We start from the raw sequence: 18,922 nt of genomic DNA, 5'->3' as shown, positions 1-18,922 counted from the left end.
AGACGCGCCATGCCAAGGAATGCTGATAACGAACTACACTGGCAGGCCATCGCCCAGCGTTATGCGCTGGAGCCCGGCCCGATCAACCTGGAGAACGGCTACTTCGGGCGCATGAGCCGCGAGGTGCAGGCGCAGTACCTGGAGCACGTGGCGTTTATCAACCGCAGCAACTCGCTGTATGTGCGCCAACGCTTCGAGCAAGGTGAAAACGTCAAGATCCGTCGCCAACTGGCCGGGCTGATCGATGTCGACCCCGAGGCCGTCGCCTTCACCCGCAACGCCACCGAAGCCTTGCAATCGCTGATCCGCAACTACAACCGCCTGCAACCCGGCGATCAGGTGCTGATCAGCGACCTGGAGTACGACACCGTCAAAGGTGCGATGCGCTGGTTGGCAGGGGTTCGCGGGGTGGAGGTCGTGGAGTTGTCCCACAAGCACCCGGCCAGTTTCGACAGCCTGCTGCAGACCTATCGCGATGCGTTCGCCCGCTACCCGCGCCTCAAGCTGATGGCACTCACCCATGTAACCCATCGCACCGGCCTGGTGATGCCTGTTGAAGCCATCGCCCAGGCTGCGCGTGAACGTGCCATCGACGTGATCCTCGACGGCGCCCACGCGCTCGGCCAAATCGAGTTCAACCTGGCCGAACTGGGCATTGCCTTCGCCGGATTCAACCTGCACAAATGGATCGGCGCGCCGCTGACCCTGGGGTTTCTCTATATCGCCCCCGAGCGCCTGGCTGACATTGACCCGGACATGGGCGAGTTCCACTACCCCGCCACCGACGTGCGTGCGCGTACGTCGTACAGCACACCCAACTTTCCGGCACTGATGACCTTGCCACTGGTACTGCAGGAACATCGCGCTATGGGCGGCGCGGCGGCCAAGGGCGCGCGGGTGAACCACTTGCGCGACGTGTGGGTAAAACAGGTGCGGGCATTACCGGGGATCGAGGTGCTGACACCGGATGATCCACGGCTGTATTGCGGGATTACGGCGTTCAAGTTCAGCGGGCGGGACCAGCAGGTGATGGTGGATCGCATGCTCAGGGACTACAGCCTATTTACCACCACGCGCACAGGTGCTGCGTTTGGTACCTGTATCCGCGTGACGCCGGGGTTGGTGACGTCAGCGGCGGACATCAATGTCCTGGTCAACGCCATTACCGAACTGGCGCTCAGCGGCCCGGGGGGCGGGGAAGTTTTTTAGGCAAAAAAAAGCGGTACACCGACCAAGTGCACCGCAAAAATGCCGTTAAGCACAGCAACAACGATTCGATAAATCAGATCAATCCAGCAGCGCCAACGCCTGCGCGGTCACTTCCTGGATGCGGGCCCAGTCGCCGTTCTTGATCCACTCAGGGTCGAGCATCCAGCTGCCGCCCACGCACATCACGTTTTTCAACGCCATGTAGCTCTTGATGTTGGCCGGACCGACGCCGCCGGTCGGGCAGAACTTCACTTCGCCGAACGGGCCGCCCAGGGCCTTGATCGCAGCAACGCCACCGCTGACTTCGGCCGGGAACAGCTTGAAGCGGCGGTAGCCCAGGCCATAGCCTTCCATGATGCCGGAGGCGTTGCTGATGCCTGGCAGTAAAGGAATCGGGCTGTGCACCGAGGCTTCCAGCAGGTCGCGGGTAATGCCGGGAGTAACGATAAATTGCGAACCAGCCACTTCCGCCGCTTCAAGCATGTGGCGGTCGAGTACGGTACCGGCGCCGGTGCACAGTTCAGGACGCTGCTCGCGCAGGACCTGAATGGCCTTGAGGCCGAACTCGGAACGCAGGGTCACTTCCAATGCGGTCAGACCACCGGCTGCCAGGGCATCGGCCAGCGGCAGGATGTCCTGTTCGCGGGCGATGGTGATCACCGGCAGGATCCGCGCCTTGGCGCAGAGGCTGTCGATCAGGGCAACTTTATCCGCCATGGACACGGTCGGTTGAGGGCTTTTCATAGCGGCTGATCCTTGGCTCATGGGCACCAGTAAATCTCTAAAGTAGGTTGCAAAAACGCGCGAATCGGCATGGCAGCAACGTCGTCACTGGCCAGCGCGGCGCTCAAGGTAGTCAACTTCGAACTGCCGGAAATCGACAGCACGGTGTAGTGGGCCGTGGCCAGCAACGCGCGACTCATGGTCAGGCGCTGGTGCGGCACGGTCGGCGCCAGCATTGGCCAGCAACGGCGGGTACCGTCGGCCTGCAGGGCTTCGTTGAGGTTCGGGCTGTCGGGAAACAGCGATGCGGTGTGGCCGTCATCGCCCATGCCCAGCACCAGCACATCAATGGCTGGCAACTCCGCCAGCAGGCGATCAGCCTGCTCGGCAGCGTCATCAAGATTGGCCGCAGCGCTGTACAGGCTGAGAAACTTGGCCTTGGCCGCCGGGCCTTGCAACAAGTGCTGCTTTAGCAGGCCGGCATTGCTGTCGGCGTGTTCAACCGGCACCCAGCGCTCATCGGCGAGGGTGATGGTGACTTTTGACCAGTCCAGGCCTTGCTTGGCCAGGTTCTGGAAAAACGCCACGGGGCTGCGGCCACCGGACACCACCAGGGTTGCCTCGCCACGGGCACTGATGGCCGCGCGCAGTTGTTCAGCCACGTCATTGGCCAGGCCGTCCGCCAGCAGCACAGGCGTGCGGTACTCGTGGGCAGTCACGCCCCGAGGCAGTTTCAATTCAGATATCGCCATACCAAGACCTCCCATCCCGCGTGATCAGTGCAATCGAGCTCATCGGCCCCCAGGACCCCGCCGCATACGGCTTGGGCGCATCACCGGATTTTTTCCACCCGGCGATCAACTGGTCACACCACTTCCACGCGGCTTCGATTTCATCTTTGCGAACAAACAGGTTCTGATTGCCGCGCATCACTTCCAGCAACAACCGCTCGTAGGCATCGGGGATGCGTGCGCTGCGATAGGTGTCGGAAAAATTCAGTTGCAGAGGTCCGCTGCGCAGTTGCATGCCCTTGTCCAGGCCCTGCTCCTTGGTCATCACGCGCAAGGAAATACCTTCGTCCGGCTGCAGGCGGATGATCAACTTGTTGCTGATCTGCAAACGCTGCTCGGGGGCGAAGATGTAATGAGACGGTTCCTTGAAGTGGATGACGATCTGCGAAAGCTTCTGCGGCATACGCTTGCCAGTGCGCAGGTAGAACGGCACCCCGGCCCAACGCCAGTTACGGATATCGGCCCGCAGCGCGACGAAGGTTTCGGTGTCGCTCTGGGTGTTGGAATTCTCTTCTTCCAGGTAACCCGGCACCGGCTTGCCAGCGCTGTAGCCGGCGATGTACTGGCCACGCACCACCTGAGTGGTAAGGCCATCCGGGCTGATCGGCGCCAGGGCCTTGAGCACCTTGACCTTCTCGTCACGGATGCTGTCGGCGGACAGGTCGGCCGGCGGGTCCATGGCGATCAGGCACAACAGCTGCAGCAAGTGGTTCTGGATCATGTCGCGCAGCTGGCCGGCCTTGTCGAAATAGCCCCAACGGCCTTCGATACCGACCTGCTCGGCCACGGTAATTTCCACGTGGGAGATGTAGTTCTGGTTCCACTGGGTTTCGAACAGGCTGTTGGCGAAACGCAGGGCGATCAGGTTTTGGACGGTCTCTTTGCCCAGGTAGTGGTCGATGCGGTAAGTGCGGTTTTCCGGGAAAAACTGCGCCACGGCGTCGTTGACCTTGCGCGAGGATTCCAGGTCCGAACCGATGGGTTTCTCCAGCACGACGCGGGTGTTTTCCGCCAGGCCGACCTTGGACAGGTTCTCGCAGATTGCGCCGTACACCGCCGCAGGCGTGGCGAAGTAGGCGATCAGGCGCTGTTCGGTGCCGGCCAGTTCAGCCAGGGCCACGTAGTCGTCGGCTTTCATGAAGTCGACATGGACATAGGTCAGGCGCGCCAGGAAACGCTGGGCGATGCTCTCGTCCAGTTCCTTGTCGACGTATTTACGCAATTCTTTTTCGATATGGGCCAGGTGTTGCTGCTCGGAACCGGCTTCACGGGCCAGGGCCAGGATGCGGGTGTCGTCGTGCAGGAGCCCGGCGCCATCGAGTTGATAGAGGGCAGGAAATAACTTGCGCAGCGCCAGATCACCCAAGGCGCCAAACAGGGCAAAGGTGCAGGGTTCTACGGTTATCGAAGGCATGATGTTTGTTCTTTTATCAAGTTAAGCTACAAATACCTTTTTTCAAGGCATCACTCAAGGAAAAATGTAGTAATAACCACAACATTTTCCCGAAATACGCATTCCGAGTGGTGGTGTTCAGCTACCCTCAGTAGGATAGGCCACCGCAAAGGGCCACTCGTCGATTGGTTGCCGCCCTTTATTTGCATCGTCGCCCGAAGGAAAGACTGAATGGACCGCGTGCGAAATCTTCTGGAACAGATCCGGAACCGCCTCGAAGAATTGAACAAGGCTGAGAAAAAAGTGGCCGAGGTCATCCTGCTCAACCCGCAGCAGGCGACCCGCTTCTCCATCGCAGCCCTCGCCCAAGCCGCCTCGGTCAGTGAACCGACGGTCAACCGTTTCTGCCGTTCGTTCGGCGTCAGCGGTTACCCTGAACTTAAATTGCAGTTGGCGCAAAGCCTGGCCAGTGGCGCAGCGTACGTCAGCCGCGCCGTGGAGGCCGATGATAACCCTGAGGCCTACACCCAGAAGATCTTTGGCAGCGCCATCGCCTCCCTGGACAGCGCCTGCCAGGCCCTGGACCCGGCCCTGATCAGCAAGGCCGTGGACCTGTTGATCCAGGCGCGGCAGATCCACTTCTTCGGCCTCGGTGCTTCGGCGCCGGTGGCCATGGACGCGCTGCACAAGTTTTTCCGCTTCAACCTGGCGGTCACCGCCCACGCCGACGTGCTGATGCAACGCATGATCGCCTCGGTGGCCCACACGGGCGAGCTGTTCGTGATCATTTCCTACACCGGTCGCACCCGCGAACTGGTGGAAGTGGCGCGTATCGCCCGGGAAAACGGTGCGTCAGTGCTGGGCGTAACCGCCGAGAACTCGCCGTTGGCCAAGGCCAGTACCGTAAGCCTGAATATTCCGCTGCCGGAAGACACCGACATCTATATGCCGATGACCTCGCGGATCATCCAATTGACGGTGCTGGATGTGTTGGCGACCGGCATGACTTTGCGCCGTGGGGTAGATTTCCAGCCGCATCTGCGCAAGATCAAAGAGAGTTTGAATGACAGCCGGTATCCGGTTGGGGATGAGTTTAACTAAGCCAGCCTGTGTGTTGGCTTCACTGGCCTCATCGGCGGCAAGCCCCCGATGAGGCCATCAACCACACCGCTAAACCCCAGCCCGCGCCTGCAAACTGAGATGCGCCCTCTCCCCCGGCGCCAGACTCGCCCCGGCCATCGCCGACTCGACACACACAAACCCCGACGCCTCGTTAAAGCTCACCCCCAGCAGCGGCCGGCTGCCGGGATGCCATACCACGGTGTCGGCGCTGTCGCCGGTGTCGATGCACAGTTCGCGCTGCCAGGCATGATCCTTAAGCTGTAGTTCGCCGTCGTGCTGGAACACCCGCTGGCACCCGCCGTCGACGCGCAACTCGCCTTCTTGCTGGCACGCCTGGCGATTGAGCTGGTCGTAACCGTGCGCGCCGTCGAGCCCAGACAGCGCTATCTCATCGACGTGACCAATACGCCAGTAGGCGTGCAAAGCGTGGCTCAATTGGCACGGCAACTCGTCCTGATGCTCGGTGCTCAGGCGCAGCTCCAGGGTATCGCCCAGGTGCGCGTGCAGGTCGACCTGCCAATCGCACAGCTGCAATTGCCAGTGCAGGCGCACGCCGTCGTCGTCGGTGCTGCTGTCGAGCAGTTTCCAGTCGATCAACCGCGCCCAACCATGGGACGGCCACGCGTTTTCGCTCGGATGGCGGCCATACCACGGCCAGCACACCGGCACGCCGCCACGGATGGCGCCGACTTGCGGCCACTTGGCCGCGCACCACAGCCAGGGTTTCTGGCCACGGGGTTGGAAATGCAACAGTTGCGCGCCCTGGCGACTGAACACCGCCTGGCACAGCGGATGGTCGATCACCAACACGTCGCGCATCTGAAAGCGCTCCCAGGCGAACACCGGACGCTCGCGCAGGGATTTGAAAAAGCGTTGCAGCGGTTGCTCATGCATGTGCCACGGTCCTGAATATCGTCACAGTGCCACCCAAAAAAAAGCGGATAGCCATGGCTATCCGCAAAATGCGCACAGAGAGAAGGAGCTTATCGCAACAGCGTTAGAACGTAGACTGAATTTTCAGGCCCGCCACCAGCGCGTTGTCGACTTTATCCACGCCGCCCGGTTGGACAACGTATTGCAGGTTGGGACGCACGGTCAGCCAGTTGGTGACGTGGAAGCCGTAGTTGATTTCGAAGTTGTACTCGGTTTCGCGGATCGGCGAGAACAGCGGGTTGTCGTAGTCGGCCACGCCATTCGCGACGTTAAGCAGTTCGGCGTTTTTCTTCACGTCATCGTTGACGTGCAGACGCGCAGCGCCAATGCCGACGTCATCTTTTGGACGCGCGTCGAATGGGCCCTTGTACACCAGCATGATCGACTGATAGTTGTCGACCAGGTTGGTTTCCTTATCGTGGAAGGTCGCGTTGGCAGCGATGTTCAAGCCACGGGAAGCGTCGCCGTTATGGCTGGTGAGTTGCTGTTGGGCAACGAACCAGTAGCCTTTTTTGCTGCTGTGGGTACGGTAGGCCGCGCCCGTGGTGGCAGCATCGTTGCCATTGACGTCTTCACGAACGTCAGCAGCGTCGGCGGCGCTCTTGTAGTAACCCACACGGTATTCGCCCGGCAGGTTATTAACCTTCGGCGACCAGACCAACTCAACCGGAATCACGGTGCCCTTGGTGCCGCTGCCGCTGAGTTTGAAGCCGTTGCCGTGCTCCAACTGCGATGGATTCTGGTTGTACGCACCGATCTGCGCATACAGCTCAGGCGTGATGTTGTACTTCACGCGGATCGCGGCCTGGCTGACCGGCCAGTTGTACCAGGTGTTTACATAGTTACCGACCTGGGAGCCACAGAACGACAGGTTCTGGAAGTCGCACGGGAAGGTGTTGAAGTCTTCGCCTTCACCGAAGTAGCCGAGCTTCACGTCCAGCTTGTTGTCGAACATCTGGTGCTGAATCCAGAACTGGGTCAGACGGACCATGTGGCCGCGACCGTAGACTTCCATGGACGAACTCAGCGTGCCGGCACGCGGGTCGCCAATGCGGTCGTTGGAGATGTTCTGGCCATTACGGTTAGTCAGTTGGATCTTGGCCTGGGTGTTATCCCAGCCCCACAGCTTTTGCAGGTCCAGCGCTACGCCCAACCCGAACTGGTCGGAGTAACGGCCGGTTCTGTCGTTGTTGTAGCCGCCGCGCAGGTTGGCGCCCATTTCCCCTACGTAGTCAGCCTTGATGTCGATACCTTGCTCGATCAGCTTGGTACGCTCACCGCCCCAATCGCCGGTCATCCACTTGGAATCGGCACTGAATGCATCGGCCGCCATCGCATTGGCGGACAGTACAAGGGCTGCTGCTGCTGACAGTTGGCAGATCAGCCGGGTGTTGTTGTGTTGCTTTTTCATCCCTACATCCTCGTCTTTATTGTTATTAAACTGTTTTTATCTAACGCGGGTTACATTTTTTAATTAAAACAACTACTTATCTCGTTCGCCCTACACCTGTAGGAGCGAGCTTGCTGGCGAAAAACTCAAGGTCAACGCGTTTATCCAGGATGCCCGCGTTATCGTTGACGACCTTCGCGAGCAAGCTCGCTCCTACAGTGTTCAGCGGCCCTTGAACTGAGCCACGTTATCGGCATGCCCTTGCGTTGGCACTGAAGCAGCAGTGCCCAGGCGCTCGCCCGTCTTGGCGTCGAACAGCAACACCTTGGCCGGATCGAATTGCAGCGTCAGGGTCTCGCCCACCTGCGGTGCCACATCGGGCGCCAGGCGGCAGCAGACCTTGGTGTCATTCAGTTGCACGAATACCAGGGTGTCCGGGCCGGTGGGTTCGGTGACCTGGACTTCGGCACGAATACTCGACGAACCATTGCCCTCACCCGCCGCCAGCATGATTTGCTCCGGGCGCAGGCCGAGGATTACATCGCGGTCTTCCAGGCCGGCGTCGTTCATCGCCAGCGGCAGTTCGCAACGGGCCTGACCGCTGTCGAGCAGGGCTACCAGGCGGCCGTCCTTGCGTTGCAGGCGCAGGGGCACGAAGTTCATCGGCGGCGAACCGATGAAGCTCGCCACGAACTGGTTGGCCGGGTTGTTGTAAATCTCTTTCGGCGTGCCGAACTGCTGGATGATGCCGTCCTTCATCACCGCCACCTTGTCGCCCAGGGTCATCGCTTCGATCTGGTCGTGGGTCACGTAGACGGTGGTGGTTTTCAGGCGCTGGTGCATCAGTTTCATTTCGGTACGCATCTCGACGCGCAGCTTGGCGTCGAGGTTAGACAGCGGTTCGTCGAACAGATAGATCTTCGGCCGACGCGCCAGGGCCCGGCCCATGGCCACACGCTGTTGCTGGCCACCGGAGAGCTGGCCTGGCTTGCGGTTGAGCAGGTGTTCGATCTGCAGCAGCTTGGCCACGCGCGCAACTTCGGCGTCGATGTCGGCCTGGGGCATCTTGCGGATCTTGAGGCCGAACTCGATGTTCTCGCGCACGCTCATGGTCGGGTACAGCGCATAGGACTGGAACACCATGGCGATGTCACGGTCCTTGGGGCTCATGCCGCTGACGTCCTGGTCGCCGATCATGATTGCGCCGCCGGTGATGGTCTCCAGGCCCGCGATGCAGTTCATCAGCGTGGACTTACCGCAACCCGAAGGGCCGACCAGGATCAGGAACTCACCTTCCTTGATCGACAGTTCGATGTTCTTCAAGGTGTCGGGCAGGCCGGCGCCATAGGTCTTGTTTACATTGCGAAGTTCAAGCGTAGCCATGATTACCCCTTGACCGCGCCGGCCGTCAGGCCGCGCACGAAATACTTGCCTGCGATCACATAGACCAGCAGGGTCGGCAGCCCGGCGATCATCGCCGCCGCCATATCCACGTTATATTCCTTGGCCCCGGTGCTGGTGTTGACCAGGTTGTTCAGCGCCACCGTGATGGGCTGGGAGTCGCCACTGGAGAACACCACACCGAACAGGAAGTCGTTCCAGATCTGGGTGAACTGCCAGATCAGGCAGACCATGATGATCGGGGTGGACATCGGCAGAATGATCTGACGGAAGATCGTGAAGAAACCGGCACCATCCAGGCGTGCCGCCTTGATCAGCGCATCCGGAATGCTCACGTAGTAGTTACGGAAGAACAGCGTGGTGAACGCCAGGCCGTACACAACGTGCACAAACACCAGGCCAGTGGTGGTGCTCGCCAGGCCCATCTTGCCGAGGGTGAACGACGCCGGCAGCAGCACGGTCTGGAACGGCAGGAAGCAGCCGAACAACAGCAGGCCGAAAAACAACTGCGAACCACGGAAGCGCCAGAACGACAGCACATAGCCGTTCAACGCGCCGATGGCGGTGGAAATCAGCACGGCCGGCACGGTGATCTTGATCGAGTTCCAGAAGTAGCCATCCACCGTGGCCCAGGCCTTGACCCAGCCGATGCCGCTGACCACGGTGGGCCAGCTCAGCAGGTTGCCGGTGCTGATGTCTTCCGGGGTCTTGAAGCTGGTGAGCAGCATCACCACCAGCGGTACCAGGTACAGCAACACAGCCAGGATCAACACCGCGTAGATCGCGATGCGGCTCAGGCTGATGGCAGGTTTGGCAGCGAGACTAGTCATTACGCTTGGTCCTCAGCTCGGAGTAGAGGTAAGGCACGATGATCGCGAGGATCGCACCGAGCATCAGGATTGCACTGGCCGAGCCCATGCCCATCTGGCCACGGCTGAAGGTGAACGAGTACATGAACATCGCGGGCAGGTCGGACGAGTAGCCCGGGCCACCAGCCGTCATGGCCGCCACCAGGTCGAAGCTCTTGATCGCAATGTGCGCCAGGATCATCACCGCACTGAAAAACACCGGACGCAGGCTGGGCAGCACCACGCTCCAGTAGATGCGCGGCAGGCTTGCGCCGTCGATCTGGGCGGCACGGATGATCGACTGATCAACGCCACGCAGGCCGGCGAGGAACATCGCCATGATGAAACCGGAGGCTTGCCACACAGCAGCAATCACCAGGCAATAGACCACGCGGTCCGGGTCGATCAGCCAGTCGAGACGGAAGCCTTCCCAGCCCCAGTCACGCAGGAGTTTGTCCAGGCCCATGCCCGGGTTGAGCAGCCATTTCCAGGCGGTACCGGTGACGATCATCGAGAGCGCCATCGGGTACAGGTAAATGGTGCGGATAAAACCTTCGCGGCGGATTTTCTGGTCGAGGAAAATCGCCAGGGTCACGCCGATCACCAAGGTGATGCCGATAAACATCCCGCCGAAAAGCGCCAGGTTCTTGCTCGCCACCCACCAGCGGTCGTTGTCGAACAACCGTTCGTATTGCGCAAGACCCGCCCATTTGTAGCTCGGCAGGAACGTAGACGTGGTGAACGAGAGCACAAACGTCCACAGGATGTAACCGTAGAAGCCCACCAACACGATGAACATGCTGGGCGCCAGCACCAGTTTGGGTAGCCAGCGCTGCAGTGCATCGAACGGCGAGGCTTTGCTGAACACAGCAACAGAACTCATGGGAAAATCCAATACAGGGAAAAAGGACTACAGAAGCACGCCTTGTGAGGGGTCAGGGGGCCCCCTCACAAGGTCAACCGTTACTTGGCAGACTTGATCGCAGCGCCGAGTTTCTTGGCGGTGTCGGCCGGGTCGGCTTTCGGGTCGTTGATGTAGTTGGTCACGACATCAAAGAACGCGCCTTGCACGGCCAGGGTAGTGGCCATGTTGTGTGCCATGCTTGGCTGCAGGCCGCCGCTCTTGGCGTCAGCCAGGAAGTCCTTGGCCGCAGTCTGGGCGCAGGAGTCGAAGCCGAGCTTGTCCATTTCATTGAGCATGTCGGTACGAACCGGGATCGAGCCCTTGTTGATGCTGAAGACTTTCTGGAAGTTTTCACCCAGCACGACTTTGGCGATGTCCTGCTGGCCAGCGGCAGTGCCTTTGTCTTTCTGCTTGAACACCGCCAGGGAGTCGATGTTGTAGGTGAAGGCTTTGTCGGTGCCCGGGAAGGCTACGCACTCGTAGTCTTTGCCGGCGACTTTCTTGGCGGCGGTCCATTCGGATTTGGCCCAGTCACCCATGATCTGCATGCCGGCCTTGCCGTTGATGACCTTGCCGGCTTCGAGGTTCCAGTCCTGGCCTTTGCCGTCGACGTCCATATAGGTCGCAACTTTCTTCAGCTCGGTCAGGGACTTGACCATTTCAGGGCCGGTCAGCGCAGCGTTATCCAGGTCGACCAGGGCTTTCTTGTAGCCATCGGCGCCCATTACCGACAGGACGACCGCTTCGAAGACGGTGCTGTCCTGCCAAGGCTGGCCACCGTGGGCGAGCGGAATGAAGCCCGCGGCCTTGAGCTTGTCGCCGGCTGCGTAGAATTCTTCGAGGGTGGTTGGGTTCTTGGTGATACCGGCTTTCTTGAAGACTTCCGGGTTGATCCACAGCCAGTTCACGCGGTGGATGTTGACCGGTACGGCGACGTAGTCACCGTCGAACTTCACGGTGTCGGAGACTTTCTTGTCGAGCAGGGAGTCCCATTTTTCTGCCTTGGCCACGTCTTTGAGGACGTCGGTGTCAAGCAGGCCGGTGGACGCCCATTCCTGGATGTCAGGGCCTTTGATCTGGGCAACGCCTGGCGGGTTGCCGGCAACCGCGCGGCTTTTCAGCACGGTCATGGCCGTGGCGCCACCACCACCTGCGACGGCACCGTCTTTCCAGGTAAAGCCGTCTTTCTCTACTTGGGCCTTCAGGACATCTACAGCCGCTTTTTCGCCACCCGAGGTCCACCAATGCACAACTTCAACCGTACCTTTGGAGTCGGCGGCAAATACACTGAGGGGAAACAACGAGGCAACGGAAATAGCTACGGCGAGGCGATTAATCGCGTTCATCTGAATACCTTTTCTTGTTGTTATGCATGCAAGTCTAGAGCTTGCGCTGCACGGAGTTTAAACATGGTTTTTTCGAGCGCAGGTAACAAAGGGATGCACAAATGTCACCACTTGGTGACATAACCCCCAGCACTTAAAGCGCTGGCCATGCTTGGCGCCAAAGGCAGTGCAGGCAGCACTACCGCTTGCCAGGCATGGTACAGGTCCGGTTTGCCGCCCCAGATGTTGCTGCTGGGCTGGTTGTGCGGGCTGAGTTCGTGGTGCCAGCTGCCGTGGATACGGTCGATGAAATGGGTGTCGCAAAACTCCCAGAAACGCCGGTACCAGGTTTCGTAATGCAACTCACCCGTGCGTTTAAGCAAGGCCTGGGCAGCAGCGCTGGCTTCAGCGTGGGTCCAGTGCAGACGCTCACGCACGACCGGGCGCTGGTTCCAGTCCAGGGTGTAGACGATGCCGGGAGCGCCATCCACGGCCCAGGCATATTCGCAGGCGCTGGCGAACAGGCCCTTGGCGTCGCTCACCAGCCAATCCGGCGTGGCCAGCCCGGCCTGCTGGCGTGCCGCTTCCAGGTGCAGCACCAGCCGCGCCCACTCAAAACCGTGGCCGGGGGTGATGCCATAGGGGCGGAAGCCGTCGGCGGGGTTGTCTTCGTTGTAATCGAGCAGGGATTTCCACTGAGCGTCGAAATGCTCGATCACCATGAACTGATTGGCGGCGGCGTGGGTATGAATCACCCGCTCGACGATGCGCAGGGCGCGGTCCAGCCAACGTGTGTCAGCGGTGACATCGGCCAGGGCCAGGAAGGCTTCGGTGGCGTGCATGTTGCTGTTGGCGCCGCGATAGGCTTCAACGCCGCTCCAGTCCCGGGCAAACGATTCGAGCATCACGCCTCCCTCTTCGCTCCAGAAGAACTGGTCGATGATATGGATAGCGTCGTTGAGCAGGTTTTGTGCCCCGGGCGCGCCCGCCACCACCGCTGAGCTGGCCGCCAGGGCGACAAAGGCGTGCAGGTAGGCAGCCTTGCCGGTGTTGCCATCCAGGGCCTGGGGCGTGGCAAACCAGCCGCCGTGTTCGCTGTCGCGCAAAGGCCCGCTCAGGGCCGCAACACCGTGCGCCACCAGGTCGGCATAACCCGGCAACCCCATGGCATGGGCCATGGCGAAGCTGTGGGTCATGCGTGCGGTATTCATGGTTTCGGCGTGGGCATCGGCCGGCAATTGGCCTTTGTCGTCGAGATTGCCAAAACCCTCAGGCAGACAAGAGGCCTTGGCGAATGCCAGCAGGCGCTGGCCTTCGGCGGCGAGCCAAGCGTGATGGGCAGGTGCATTCAGCCAACTGCTGGCAGGCAGTGGTTGCGTGGTCATGGGTGGCCCTTATTATTTTTTGTGGGATGACCCGGAGTCTAAACAAGGGTGAGGTGGGGGCAAGTAACGAAGGGGATGGGAAATGTCACCAGACGGTGACATTCAAGCCGCTTAGGCGGCCTGTGGCGAGCAAGCTTGCCACAAGCCCGATATTACTGGCCGAGCGGCGTGACGGCCGCAGGCGCATTCAGGCGCTGGTTCAGGTTCTGCACCTGGCTTTGCAAGGTGGTGATATTGCGGGTGGTCTGGATGCGAAACACGTCGAACTCTTTATTCGTCGGCGCATCGCTGTTGGCCGGCTGGCTGTCCTGGGCGCTTTTGAGTACCACCAGATCCTGCTCAAGACGGGCTATGGCCGCGCTCGGGTTACCTTGTTTTTTCAAGGCGGCAACATCTGCGACCAATTCCTTTATCTCGGCATCGTGCTTGCCGGCATCACCCTGCGCCGCCTTCAGGCTCGCCACGGCATCGGTCAAGGCTTGCACCTGGCCTTGCAGCTTGGCATTGGCGCTCGACAGCTCAGTGGTGCTGGCGGTCATTTTCGCCAGCCGCGTGTCCAGCTCGGTGGCCTGGCCAGCAACGCCGAGCTGCTGTTTACCCTGCTCCAGCAACTGACTTTCGAGCTGTTTGATCTGCAGTTTCAGCGCTTCGCTGCCGTTGTTCACGCTGGCTTCACTGGCGACGACCTTGCCGGAAATGTCCTGCAGGCGCCCCGCCGCTTCTTCGCTGATGCGCGCAAAACTTTCCTGGGTGGCGACCAACTGCTGGCCCATCAGCGAGATCTGCTGGAAGCTCCACCAGGCCAGGCCGGTAAACGCGATCAGCAGTGCGCCGATCAATGCCCACAGCGGGCCGGTGCTGGGCCCCTTGACCTTGACCACAGGCGTCGTGCGCGAACGTACGGAAGTGGCTGGGGAAGGCTCGAAATCATCGTCATCCCCGTGATCAGCCCGCAGGCTGGGAACGTTGTCGAAATCGTCTTTAGCATCGTTACGCATGAATCAACCCTGAATCGGTGAGTTAGCTGGCTGCAAAGCCGAGCGGCGGGAGTATAAACCGCAACCCCGCCGCACTGATCGACCCGGAACCTGGAATTCGGTTCCCGATGTGTTGCCTGTTGTGACCTTACTTGAGCCCGGGATCCTGGGCCTTCCACCAACTGCAAAACTCGTCGAGGGCGGTCCACAGGCTGACTTTAGGCTCGTAATCCAGATAATGCCTGGCTCGGCTGATGTCGAGGGTGAAATCTTTGTTCATAACCTGCATCCCCAGCCGCGACAACGACGGCTCCGGTCGTCCCGGCCACAGGGCACAGACTGCCTCGTTCAATGCCGCCACGCTGTAGGACAAGGCGTAGGACCGATACCGGGTGACCTGGGGCAGCTCCATCTGGCGCATCACGTAGTTCACCACATCCCACACCGGCACCGGCGCGCCGTTGCTGATGTTATAGGCCTTGCCCAGCGCAGACCCTGGGGCCAGCAAACTGCTGAGCAAGGCTTCGTTAAGGTTGTGAATGCTGGTGAAATCCACCTTGTTCAGGCCATCGCCGACGATGGCCAGACGGTTTTTGCGCTGCATTTTCAACAGGCGCGGGAAAATGCTCATGTCCCCGGCGCCGGTCACAAAACGCGGGCGCAGGGCCAGCACTTCCAGGCCGAACTCCTGGGCGCCGAACACCTTCTGCTCGGCCAGGTACTTCGTGGCGGCGTAAGGGTGTTTGAAACGCTTAGGGACTTGCTCTTCCGTCAGCCCGAAGTGATCGCGCCCGTCAAAGTAGATCGACGGCGACGACAGGTGGACCAGACGGCCAACGCGCTGCTTGAGGCAGGCTTCGACAACGTTTTCAGTCACCAGCACGTTGCCTTGATGGAAGTCCTGATACTTCCCCCACAGCCCAACAGCACCGGCGCAATGCACCACGGCTTCGACATCGCGGCACAGGTCGCGCACCAGGTTGGCATCATTCAGATCACCCTGGATAAACTCGGCACCGCGCCGGACCAAGTGCTCCACCCCTTCGGCGCGTCGCCCGTTGACCCGTACGTCGAGCCCCTGCTCCAGGGCGAAGCGCGCAAAGCGCCCGCCGATGAAGCCGCTTGCGCCGGTGACCAGAATCTTCATGTATTACCCCGTGTTCTTTCATTTTTCATCGCTGTTGCCTTGACGACCGCCGTCAGTCCAACGGCACCAACCATTGTCCACAGGCCTGGGCCAGATGGTTGGTCAACAGGCCCAACAGCTGCCCACCGCTGCGCCAATGATGCCAGTACAACGGCACATCGATGGGCTTATCTGGCAATAACTCGACCAGCACGCCCGTTTCCAACTGGTCGCGCACCTGCAATTCAGGCACCAGCCCCCACCCGAGCCCAGCCTCCGCCAGGCGGATAAAGCCTTCGGACGATGGGCATAAATGGTGTTCGAAACCTCCGTCCACGCCCAGGGACGCCAAGTAGCGATGCTGCAGGAAATCATCCGGGCCAAACACCAGTGCCGGTGTGCGCGCCAGTTGATCGGCGCGCACGCCTTGGGGGAAATGCCGGGCAATAAAGGCTGGGCTGGCCAGCGCCCGATAACGCATGGCCCCCAGCAACAGGCTGCGAGCGCCGGCCACCGGGCGTTCGCTGGCACAAATACAGGCGGCCACCTCACCGGCGCGCATGCGCTTGAGGCCCACCGTCTGGTCCTCTACGACAAGGTCCAGGAGCAGATGCTGCTCGGCACAAAAATCACTGACCGCCTCGGCCCACCAAGTGGCCAGGCTGTCGGCATTCAGGGCGATGCGCAGGCGCTCGGGCATGCCTTCGTCATCCAACGCCGGCACCTGGCTTTGCAGGTCGCGCTCCAGCAACCGCACCTGCTGCACATGGTTAAGCAGCCGCCGACCAATATCGGTGGGCGTCGGCGGTGTCACCCGCACCAGCACCGGCTGGCCGATGCGTGCTTCCAACAGTTTGATGCGCTGGGAAATCGCCGATTGCGACAAGCCCAATACCTGGGCACCGCGCTCGAAGCCGGCCTGTTCCACCACCGCCGCCAGGGCGGAAAGCAATTTATAGTCGAACATCAGTTTCTCTAATGAGCGATCAGCAATATTGGTTTTTCTTATACAGCCTGGCCCGTGAGAATAGCCAGCCTTGCTTCTCTCTTCTTATTAAGGATCCCTTGCATGGCTGGCGAAACCGCCCTGGCAACCCTGCTGCGCAGCATGAGCCCGCAGCTTAATGAAGGTGACTACGTGTTCTGCACCCTGCCTGACAATCGCATCCCGACCGATTGCGAGGTGATCGGCAGCTTTCGCGAACAGGAAGGGCTGACGCTGATCCTGGAGAGGCAGCAGGCGGAGAAGGCTGGCCTGGCGTTCGACTACATCGCGGCGTGGATCACCCTGAATGTGCATTCGGCACTGCAAGCCGTGGGCTTGACGGCGGCGTTCGCCAGCGCACTGAGCAAAGCCGGCATCAGTTGCAACGTGATTGCCGGCTATTACCACGACCACCTGTTCGTTGGCCGCGCGGACGCCCAGCGAGCCATGGACGTATTGCGTCAACTGGCAGCGACTTCGGAGTAATGGTTATGTGGCAAAGTTATCTGAACGGACTATTGGTGGCCCTGGGGTTGATCATGGCCATCGGCACGCAAAACGCCTTTGTATTGGCGCAAAGCCTGCGCCGTGAACATCACCTGCCGGTGGCGGCGTTGTGCGTGGTGTGTGACGCCTTGCTCGTGGCGGCCGGGGTATTCGGCCTGGCCACGGTGCTGGCGCAAAACCCGTTGCTGCTGGCAATTGCCCGCTGGGGCGGCGCGGCGTTCCTGTTGTGGTACGGCACCCTGGCGTTGCGCCGGGCGTTTTCGACACAGAGCCTGGAGCAAGGAGGCAACCTCAAGGTCCGTTCATTGCGCGCCGTGTTGCTCAGCGCATTGGCGGTAACGTTGCTCAATCCTCATGTGTACCTGGACACTGTTCTGCTGATCGGCTCACTGGGGGCGCAACAGACCGAACCCGGCGCCTACGTGGCCGGGGCCGCGAGTGCATCGTTCCTGTGGTTCGCCACCCTGGCACTCGGCGCAGCCTGGTTGGCGCCGTGGCTGGCACGCCCGACGACATGGCGCCTGTTGGACCTGTTGGTAGCGGTGATGATGTTCAGCGTGGCCTATCAATTAATAAGCGCGCCGTGAACTTATTCCAAAAGGCTCTGGAACCTCTATCCCACACAGTTGTTGCGTGGTTTTGCCGCACCCCCGGTGCTATGATCCTGCCCCTGCGCCGCAAAGAGTACAAACTCCCCGGCGCTTGTTTGGCCGCCCGTGATCGGCCTTGCGCTCACCGCAACTGACCTGATTAGGAGAATCATCATGGCTTTCGAATTGCCGCCGCTGCCCTACGCACACGATGCCCTGCAGCCGCATATCTCCAAGGAAACCTTGGAGTTCCACCACGACAAGCACCACAACACCTATGTCGTGAACCTGAACAACCTGGTGCCTGGCACCGAGTTCGAAGGCAAGACCCTGGAAGAGATCGTTAAATCCTCTTCGGGCGGCATCTTCAACAACGCCGCTCAGGTCTGGAACCACACCTTCTACTGGAACTGCCTGGCGCCAAACGCCGGCGGCCAACCGACCGGCGCGCTGGCTGAAGCCATCAACGCTGCGTTCGGTTCGTTCGACAAGTTCAAGGAAGAATTCACCAAGACGTCCGTCGGTACCTTCGGTTCCGGTTGGGGCTGGCTGGTGAAAAAGGCTGACGGTTCCCTGGCCCTGGCCAGCACCATCGGCGCCGGCAACCCGCTGACCAGCGGCGACACCCCGCTGCTGACCTGCGACGTGTGGGAACACGCCTACTACATCGACTACCGCAACGTGCGTCCAAAGTATGTGGAAGCGTTCTGGAACCTGGTCAACTGGAAGTTCGTGGCTGAGCAGTTCGAAGGCAAGACCTTCACTGCCTAAGCCCCCCTTGCAGTAGAAAGAGCCCGGCGATTGCCGGGCTTTTTTTGGGTACTGTCCCCAAGGCAGTCGGACTATTGGAACTCAACGGTAATAATTCCCCACTCAAATTGCCGGAGGGATAAACCTCTCAACTAAAGGTGGAGAATTACGATGGTTCCGTTATTGAGTGCAATTCCAATGGCAGCGAAGCTTTTTGGTACCGGTATGGATATAGCAAAAGGTGCAGCGGATCTGGCAAGCAAAGTCATGGATACAACAGATGCCGTCAAAAAGGTCGCAGGAGAAGTGCCAAAACCGCTGGGTCCGTTTAATTTTTAATATCGCCTCCTGACAGAAGGCGGGGCCTGCTCCGCCTTCGCTCCCGTCAATATTTGCGCAGTACGCCCACTCTTTATTCGCACCTGCCAGGTACCGACCTGCGTTGGCGCGACTCAATGCCGGTCAAGCCAAAGCGTCAATTGAGCTTTTGCCCCAATGTCCCTTTGACTGCCATCACTAGATTGCCAATACTCATGGCATATTGAAGGCCACCCGCATGAGAC

19 protein-coding genes are annotated in these 18,922 nt (G+C 60.3%); 6 read left to right on the top strand and 13 right to left on the bottom strand.

What is annotated here, in order from left to right; translation table 11 throughout:
* Nucleotides 1–9: 9 nt before the first annotated feature.
* Nucleotides 10–1,209 (top strand): aminotransferase class V-fold PLP-dependent enzyme, encoded by a 1,200-nt coding sequence (locus J1G35_RS23775; protein WP_223016168.1) that lies wholly within the window; start codon nt 10–12, stop codon nt 1,207–1,209.
* A 78-nt stretch (nt 1,210–1,287) separates the two neighbouring features.
* Here J1G35_RS23775 and J1G35_RS23770 read toward each other — a convergent pair whose 3' ends face one another.
* Genes J1G35_RS23770 through zwf form a run of 3 tightly spaced genes read right to left on the bottom strand, consistent with a single transcriptional unit; the run spans nt 1,288 to nt 4,137 of the window.
* The gene (locus J1G35_RS23770; protein WP_034139098.1) at nt 1,288–1,953 is read right to left on the bottom strand and encodes a bifunctional 4-hydroxy-2-oxoglutarate aldolase/2-dehydro-3-deoxy-phosphogluconate aldolase; all 666 of its coding nucleotides are present in this window, start codon (nt 1,951–1,953) and stop codon (nt 1,288–1,290) included.
* Nucleotides 1,954–1,970: 17 nt separating this feature from the next.
* A complete protein-coding gene (gene pgl, locus J1G35_RS23765; RefSeq protein WP_053139942.1) occupies nt 1,971–2,684 on the bottom strand; it encodes a 6-phosphogluconolactonase in 714 nt (237 codons plus the stop codon).
* Nucleotides 2,671–4,137 (bottom strand): glucose-6-phosphate dehydrogenase, encoded by a 1,467-nt coding sequence (zwf, locus tag J1G35_RS23760; RefSeq protein WP_053139940.1) that lies wholly within the window; start codon nt 4,135–4,137, stop codon nt 2,671–2,673. The genes pgl and zwf overlap by 14 nt, the downstream gene beginning before the upstream one ends.
* A 219-nt stretch (nt 4,138–4,356) precedes the next feature.
* On the opposite strand from zwf, the gene J1G35_RS23755 reads away from it, so the two are divergent.
* Complete coding sequence (locus tag J1G35_RS23755) at nt 4,357–5,217, top strand: MurR/RpiR family transcriptional regulator (RefSeq protein ID WP_170039859.1); 861 nt, start codon at nt 4,357–4,359, stop codon at nt 5,215–5,217.
* Between the two features lie 69 nt (nt 5,218–5,286).
* Here J1G35_RS23755 and J1G35_RS23750 read toward each other — a convergent pair whose 3' ends face one another.
* The 10 genes from J1G35_RS23750 to J1G35_RS23705 form a co-directional block, all read right to left on the bottom strand.
* Nucleotides 5,287–6,132 (bottom strand): D-hexose-6-phosphate mutarotase, encoded by an 846-nt coding sequence (locus tag J1G35_RS23750; RefSeq protein WP_053139938.1) that lies wholly within the window; start codon nt 6,130–6,132, stop codon nt 5,287–5,289.
* Between the two features lie 103 nt (nt 6,133–6,235).
* On the bottom strand, nt 6,236–7,582 hold the full coding sequence (locus J1G35_RS23745) for a carbohydrate porin (RefSeq protein ID WP_053139936.1): 1,347 nt from the start codon (nt 7,580–7,582) through the stop codon (nt 6,236–6,238).
* 201 nt (nt 7,583–7,783) lie between these two features.
* A complete protein-coding gene (ugpC, locus tag J1G35_RS23740; RefSeq protein ID WP_053139934.1) occupies nt 7,784–8,944 on the bottom strand; it encodes a sn-glycerol-3-phosphate ABC transporter ATP-binding protein UgpC in 1,161 nt (386 codons plus the stop codon).
* 2 nt (nt 8,945–8,946) lie between these two features.
* Nucleotides 8,947–9,792 (bottom strand): carbohydrate ABC transporter permease, encoded by an 846-nt coding sequence (locus J1G35_RS23735; protein WP_034115702.1) that lies wholly within the window; start codon nt 9,790–9,792, stop codon nt 8,947–8,949.
* Complete coding sequence (locus J1G35_RS23730) at nt 9,785–10,693, bottom strand: sugar ABC transporter permease (RefSeq protein ID WP_003175732.1); 909 nt, start codon at nt 10,691–10,693, stop codon at nt 9,785–9,787. Before J1G35_RS23730 ends, J1G35_RS23735 begins: the two co-directional genes overlap by 8 nt.
* Nucleotides 10,694–10,773: 80 nt before the next feature.
* Nucleotides 10,774–12,060 (bottom strand): ABC transporter substrate-binding protein, encoded by a 1,287-nt coding sequence (locus tag J1G35_RS23725; RefSeq protein WP_223016167.1) that lies wholly within the window; start codon nt 12,058–12,060, stop codon nt 10,774–10,776.
* Nucleotides 12,061–12,164: 104 nt separating this feature from the next.
* Complete coding sequence (locus tag J1G35_RS23720) at nt 12,165–13,424, bottom strand: AGE family epimerase/isomerase (protein ID WP_223016166.1); 1,260 nt, start codon at nt 13,422–13,424, stop codon at nt 12,165–12,167.
* 152 nt (nt 13,425–13,576) lie between these two features.
* Complete coding sequence (locus J1G35_RS23715) at nt 13,577–14,422, bottom strand: ATPase (RefSeq protein ID WP_053139927.1); 846 nt, start codon at nt 14,420–14,422, stop codon at nt 13,577–13,579.
* A gap of 127 nt (nt 14,423–14,549) precedes the next feature.
* Nucleotides 14,550–15,548 (bottom strand): NAD-dependent epimerase/dehydratase family protein, encoded by a 999-nt coding sequence (locus J1G35_RS23710; RefSeq protein WP_223016165.1) that lies wholly within the window; start codon nt 15,546–15,548, stop codon nt 14,550–14,552.
* A 52-nt stretch (nt 15,549–15,600) separates the two neighbouring features.
* Nucleotides 15,601–16,494 (bottom strand): LysR family transcriptional regulator ArgP, encoded by an 894-nt coding sequence (locus tag J1G35_RS23705; protein WP_053139923.1) that lies wholly within the window; start codon nt 16,492–16,494, stop codon nt 15,601–15,603.
* Between the two features lie 102 nt (nt 16,495–16,596).
* On the opposite strand from J1G35_RS23705, the gene J1G35_RS23700 reads away from it, so the two are divergent.
* The 4 genes from J1G35_RS23700 to J1G35_RS23685 all read left to right on the top strand — a co-directional run bounded on the left by J1G35_RS23700 (nt 16,597) and on the right by J1G35_RS23685 (nt 18,698).
* Nucleotides 16,597–16,998, top strand: a complete 402-nt coding sequence (locus J1G35_RS23700; protein ID WP_223016164.1) for an ACT domain-containing protein — start codon at nt 16,597–16,599, stop codon at nt 16,996–16,998.
* A 5-nt stretch (nt 16,999–17,003) separates the two neighbouring features.
* The gene (locus tag J1G35_RS23695; protein ID WP_053139919.1) at nt 17,004–17,606 is read left to right on the top strand and encodes a LysE/ArgO family amino acid transporter; all 603 of its coding nucleotides are present in this window, start codon (nt 17,004–17,006) and stop codon (nt 17,604–17,606) included.
* Nucleotides 17,607–17,783: 177 nt separating this feature from the next.
* Nucleotides 17,784–18,380, top strand: a complete 597-nt coding sequence (locus J1G35_RS23690; RefSeq protein WP_017125974.1) for a Fe-Mn family superoxide dismutase — start codon at nt 17,784–17,786, stop codon at nt 18,378–18,380.
* A 150-nt stretch (nt 18,381–18,530) separates the two neighbouring features.
* The gene (locus J1G35_RS23685) at nt 18,531–18,698 is read left to right on the top strand and encodes a hypothetical protein (protein ID WP_223016163.1); all 168 of its coding nucleotides are present in this window, start codon (nt 18,531–18,533) and stop codon (nt 18,696–18,698) included.
* Nucleotides 18,699–18,922 lie beyond the last annotated feature (224 nt).

The organism is Pseudomonas sp. SH10-3B (assembly GCF_019891415.1).
GTDB lineage: Bacteria > Pseudomonadota > Gammaproteobacteria > Pseudomonadales > Pseudomonadaceae > Aquipseudomonas.
The sequence above is the reverse complement of the archived record's forward strand: the minus strand, read 5'-3'. Positions and strand labels throughout refer to the sequence as shown.